This window comes from Asanoa sp. NPDC050611, assembly GCF_040654855.1.
Lineage (GTDB): Bacteria > Actinomycetota > Actinomycetes > Mycobacteriales > Micromonosporaceae > Asanoa.
The window spans coordinates 14,367-19,430 of the sequence record NZ_JBFAIU010000128.1 but is presented as its reverse complement, the minus strand read 5'-3'; the positions used below and the strand labels follow the sequence as shown (position 1 = coordinate 19,430).

Below are 5,064 nucleotides of genomic sequence, written 5' to 3'. Positions count from 1 at the left end.
GACGCGGCCGATGACCTCCGTCGACTCCGGATGGTCGCGTACGCACTTGGCCAGCGTGAAGCCTCCGACGAGGTGCAGGGCGTCTCCGGCTCGACCCGGCTGGAGGCCAAGCGGCAGCGCCGCCGGGACGGGCGTGAGCAGCGCCGCACCCGGCCGCCGATCCTGAGCGAGTCGGAGTTCCTGGCCCGCCGCGAGGCCGTCGACCGGGTGATGGTCGTCCGGCAGCGCGCCGACCGTACGCAGATCGCGGTCCTCGAGGACGACGTGCTGGTCGAGCACTACGTGACCCGGGCGTCGTCGGGCGCGATGGCCGGCAACGTCTACCTCGGCAAGGTGCAGAACGTGCTGCCCTCCATGGAGGCGGCGTTCGTCGACGTCGGCCGGGGCCGCAACGCGGTGCTCTACGCCGGCGAGGTCAACTGGGACGCTTCCGGCCTGGAGGGCCGGGCCCGCTCGATCGAGCAGGCGCTGCGGTCCGGCGACTCGGTGCTCGTGCAGGTCACCAAGGACCCGATCGGCCACAAGGGCGCCCGGCTGACCAGCCACATCGCGCTCTCCGGCCGGCACCTGGTCTACGTGCCCGGCGGCAACGCGTCCGGGATCAGCCGCAAGCTGCCCGACACCGAGCGCAAGCGGCTGCGCGACGTGCTGAAGAAGCTCGTGCCCGAGGGCGCTGGCGTGATCGTGCGGACCGCGGCCGAGGGCGCGTCCGAGGACGAGCTGGCCCGCGACGTCAAGCGGCTGCAGGCGCAGTGGGAGGACATCCAGGAGAAGGCGGCGGCCGGTGGTGCGCCGGCGCTCCTCTACGAGGAGCCCGACCTGCTGATCCGGGTCGTCCGCGACCTGTTCAACGAGGACTTCCGCGAGATCGTCGTGCAGGGCGACGAGGCGTACGAGATGGTCGACTCGTACCTCGGTCATGTCTCTCCCGACCTCGTCCCGCGGCTGCACCGGCACACGTCGACCGTCGACCTGTTCGCCGAGAAGCGGATCGACGAGCAGATCCTCAAGGGGCTTGACCGCAAGGTCTTCCTGCCCTCCGGCGGCCACCTGGTGATCGACCGCACCGAGGCGATGACCGTGGTCGACGTGAACACCGGCAAGTACACCGGCGCCGGCGGCAACCTCGAGGAGACGGTCACCCGCAACAACCTCGAGGCGGCCGAGGAGATCGTCCGGCAGCTGCGGCTGCGCGACCTCGGCGGCATCGTGGTCATCGACTTCATCGACATGGTGCTGGAGAGCAACCGCGAGCTGGTGCTGCGGCGGCTGACCGAGTGCCTGGGCCGGGACCGCACCAAGCACCAGGTCACCGAGATCACGTCGCTGGGTCTCGTGCAGATGACCCGGAAGCGGATCGGCGCCGGCCTGCTCGAGGCGTTCTCGGAGACTTGTGAGGTCTGCAAGGGCCGCGGCCTGATCATCCACACCGAACCGGTGCCGGTGAAGGGCGGGTCCTCGGGCCACAGCCACGGTGCCAACGGGTCCGGCGCCGGGTCGGCTGACAAGGTCAAGGCGGTCGCGGCCGCGCCGGCTACGTCCTCCGCGTCGTCGTCCTCCTCTTCGCGGCGGCGGGGCCGGAAGTCGGCTTCCGCGGGTTCCGCGGCTTCCGCGCCGGACACGGTCGAGCCCACGATCGTCGACGACGAGGACGACACCATGGGGTACGACCTGTCCCGCTACGACGACGTCGTGCTGGACCCGGTCGACGAGGTCGAGGCACCGGACGTGGCGCCGGCGAGCAACGGCCGGCTGGCCGGCAACGACGACCCGGACGCGGCCGGCGACGACGAGGACGGGGACGACCTCGCCGAGGCCAGCAGCACGCGCCGTCGTGGTCGCCGTGGTGGCGCCCGGCGCCGTACGCGGCCGTAGTTCTGCTTCGCTGCCCGGCCACTGTGTTCGGTGGCCGGGCAGTCGCGTGTCCGGGGCCGGGCGAGCAGGTCTCATGAATGCGCGTTAGGGTCGCGGCATCGTTCCGCCGCCACCCTCGGAGGACACACCCGATGCGCCTGCGTCGCCTGCTCGTCGTATCCGTCGCCGTTGTCGGTGTCGCCGTCGCTGGTTGCTCCTCGGACGTGGCGGGCCGTGGTGACGCGAGCCCCGGCGGTTCGGCCGTGCCGTCCTCGTCATCAGGCGCTCCGTCCGGAGCTCCCTCGGGCGCTCCGGCGGGGAGCGCGGCGCCGCGGATCTCGTTGGGCCCCGAGCCGACCGCGAAGGCCGGCGGCAACGCGAACCAGGTCTGCGCCGACGCCCGCAAGGCGAGCGAGGCCGGCACGACCGCGTTCGTGCAGCAGCTGACGGCGGTGCTCGAGGCGCAGGGCAAGAACGACAAGACGGCCGAGGCGGCGGCGGAGAAGAAGCTCGGCACGACGCTCGACGCCTGGGCCGCCGACCTGCGCAAGGCGTCGTCCGCGGCGACGGACGGGCAGCTCAAGGCGACGTTGTCACAGCTCGCGGGTCAGGTCGACACGATGACGTCCAATGTGGAGACGATCGACGACGCGACCCTGGGCGCGATCCAGGACCGGCTCGACACGCTCTGCCCGAGCTAGGTCGCGGTCGCCCGGGGTGTGACCGCGCCGTCGACGGTGCGGACCAGGAGGTCGAGGACCTCGTGCCGGGAGGCGTTGTACTGGGTGACGTAGCTCCAGCCCGCGTAGAGCTGCGACCACATCAGGCTGGACAGCCACGGCGCCGGCAGGCCGGTGTCGATCGTGCCGTCGCGGTGCCCGCGGTCGATCATCGCGGAGAAGCGGTCGTCGCAGCCGTCGTCGACGACCGGCGTGGCGTCGCCCAGGCAGTCCGGGTCGGTGAAGATGAGGGAGAGCAGGCTGCCCAGGTCGAAGTACTCGCGGCACAGGCGCAGCAGCGCCTCGCAGCCGGTGCCCTCGTCGAGGCGGGCGCTGGCCGTGGCCCGGTCGAGGCGGGCCGAGCCCTCGCTGGCGACGGCGCGCAGCAGGTCGGAGCGCTCCGGGAAGTACCGGTGCAGCGTCGTGCGGCCCACCTCGGCGGCCGCGGCGATCTCGCTCAGGGCGGCGTTCGGGTTCTGCCCGAGCACCTCGATCGCGGCGGAGAGGATCGCCTGCCTGGTGCGGGCGCGCGTACCACGTTCGTTTTCCGGCACGTCGCTGAGGTTAGCAGTCTCAAATCGGATAGGCACTTGACTCTTGTGGAACAGCTTTGTTCCACTAGTGCGCATGACTGTGCCGCCTCCTCGCCTGGCCCGGCTCCGCACACTCGTCTCGTTCGTCGCACCCCACCGGCGGGTGCTGATCGCCGGCTTCCTGCTCGGCCTGCTCGGCAGCGCGGTCGGCCTCGCGACGCCGATGGTCACCAAATGGGTGATCGACACGCTGGGCCAGACCGACACGTCCCTCTGGCGCCCGGTCGGCGTGCTGCTCGGCCTCGTGGTGGTCGGCGCCGCGATCTCCATGTGGCAGTGGGTGATCATGGGAACGGTCTCCGAGAAGGTCGTCCTCGACGCCCGGGTCTCGATGATCCGCCGCTACTTCGCCGCCCGGGTCCGGGAGATCACCGGCCGCCCCAGCGGTGAGCTGGTCACCCGCGTCACCTCCGACGCGGGCCTGCTGCACAACGCCTCCGCCAGCATCGTGGGTCTGCTCAACAGCGTGCTGGCCCTGATCGCCACGCTGATCCTGATGGCCGTGCTGGACCTCGTCCTGCTGGGCCTGACCCTCGCCTCGGTGCTGGTCGTCGGTGCCGTGATGACGGCGCTGATGCCGGCGATCGCCCGGGCGCAGGAGGCGGCCCAGGAGTCGGTCGGACGGCTGGGCGGGGCGCTCGAGGGTGCGCTGCGCGCGATCCGCACGGTCAAGGCGAGCCGGGCGGAGGTCCGCCAGACGGAGCGGATCGTCGCGGACGCGCAGGACTCGGCGGCGCACGCGATCCGCGCCGCGCGTCGCACGGCCACGGTCTGGACGATCTCGTGGACCGGCATCCAGCTCGCGATCATCGTGATCCTCGGCATCGGCGCCTGGCGGGCCGACCGGGGGTTGCTGGAGGTGTCGAGCCTGATCGCCTTCCTCCTGTACGCGTTCCAGCTCATGGGCCCGGTCACCGAGCTCACCCAGAACGTCACGAACCTGCAGGCGGGCATGGCGGCGGCGGCCCGGATCCGCCAGGTCGACGCGATGGAGGTGGAGCCGCTGCGGCCGGCCGAGCCGGTCGGCCAGGCGTCGTCCGGCCCCGACGTGCCGGTCCTGGAGTTCCGCGACGTGACGGCGCGCTACGCGCCCGGGACGGAGGCGGCGGTGCGCGGCATCGACCTCCGCGTGCCGGCCCGGGGCCACACGGCGATCGTCGGCCCGTCGGGCGCGGGCAAGACCACGCTGTTCTCGCTGATCCTGCGGTTCCTGGAGCCGGAGAGCGGCGAGGTGCTGCTGGACGGCCGGCCGTACCGGTCCTACACGCACGACGAGGTGCGCTCGCGGCTGGCGTACGTGGAGCAGGAGACCCCGGTCGTGCCGGGCACGATCCGCGACAACCTGCTGTTCACCCACCCGGACGCGACGGAGCCGGAGGTCATGGCGGTCCTCCGCGCGGTCCGGCTGGCGGACAAGATCGATTCGCTGGCGTCGGGCCTGGACACGTCGCTGACGGAGAACGAGGTGAGCGGCGGCCAGCGCCAACGGATCGCGCTGGCGAGGGCGATCCTACGCACGCCGGACGTACTGCTCCTGGACGAGGCCACGGCCCAGGTGGACGGCCTGACGGAAGCGGCCCTGCACGACTGCATCCGCGACCGGGCTGAGTCGGGCGCGGTGATCACGATCGCCCACCGCCTGTCCACGGTGCTGGACGCCGACATGATCATCGTGATGGACGAGGGCCACATCAGAGCCCGCGGCACCCACGCGGAACTGCTGGCCACCGACGCCCTGTACCGCAAGCTCGTCGAAGCCCTCCGCATCGCCGACGCCCGCCCAGACCCGGAGCCGGTAGGCGCGGCCTGATCGAGGCCCGTCTGCCGCCCAGTTTCCGCCGCCGCGGACTTCGTGGCGTTCGCCGCTTCCGGTGAAGCGGACGTCGCGGTGTTCCGGG

At 71.9% G+C, this 5,064-nt stretch carries 4 protein-coding genes; 3 read left to right on the top strand and 1 reads right to left on the bottom strand.

Features of this window, described 5'->3' with window-relative positions:
* Together AB0H87_RS20580 and AB0H87_RS20575 are read left to right on the top strand one after the other, a co-directional pair.
* On the top strand, nucleotides 1–1,875 hold a 1,875-nt coding region (locus AB0H87_RS20580; RefSeq protein WP_360147679.1), incomplete at its 5' end, for an Rne/Rng family ribonuclease.
* 320 nt (nucleotides 1,876–2,195) lie between these two features.
* The gene (locus tag AB0H87_RS20575; protein ID WP_360147676.1) at nucleotides 2,196–2,555 is read left to right on the top strand and encodes a hypothetical protein; all 360 of its coding nucleotides are present in this window, start codon (nucleotides 2,196–2,198) and stop codon (nucleotides 2,553–2,555) included.
* On the opposite strand, the gene AB0H87_RS20570 is transcribed toward AB0H87_RS20575, so the two are convergent.
* A complete protein-coding gene (locus AB0H87_RS20570) occupies nucleotides 2,552–3,127 on the bottom strand; it encodes a TetR/AcrR family transcriptional regulator (RefSeq protein ID WP_360147673.1) in 576 nt (191 codons plus the stop codon). The genes AB0H87_RS20575 and AB0H87_RS20570 overlap by 4 nt on opposite strands.
* Nucleotides 3,128–3,200: 73 nt before the next feature.
* Between AB0H87_RS20570 and AB0H87_RS20565 the strand changes: the two genes are divergently transcribed.
* Nucleotides 3,201–4,976, top strand: a complete 1,776-nt coding sequence (locus AB0H87_RS20565) for an ABC transporter ATP-binding protein (protein ID WP_360147670.1) — start codon at nucleotides 3,201–3,203, stop codon at nucleotides 4,974–4,976.
* Nucleotides 4,977–5,064 lie beyond the last annotated feature (88 nt).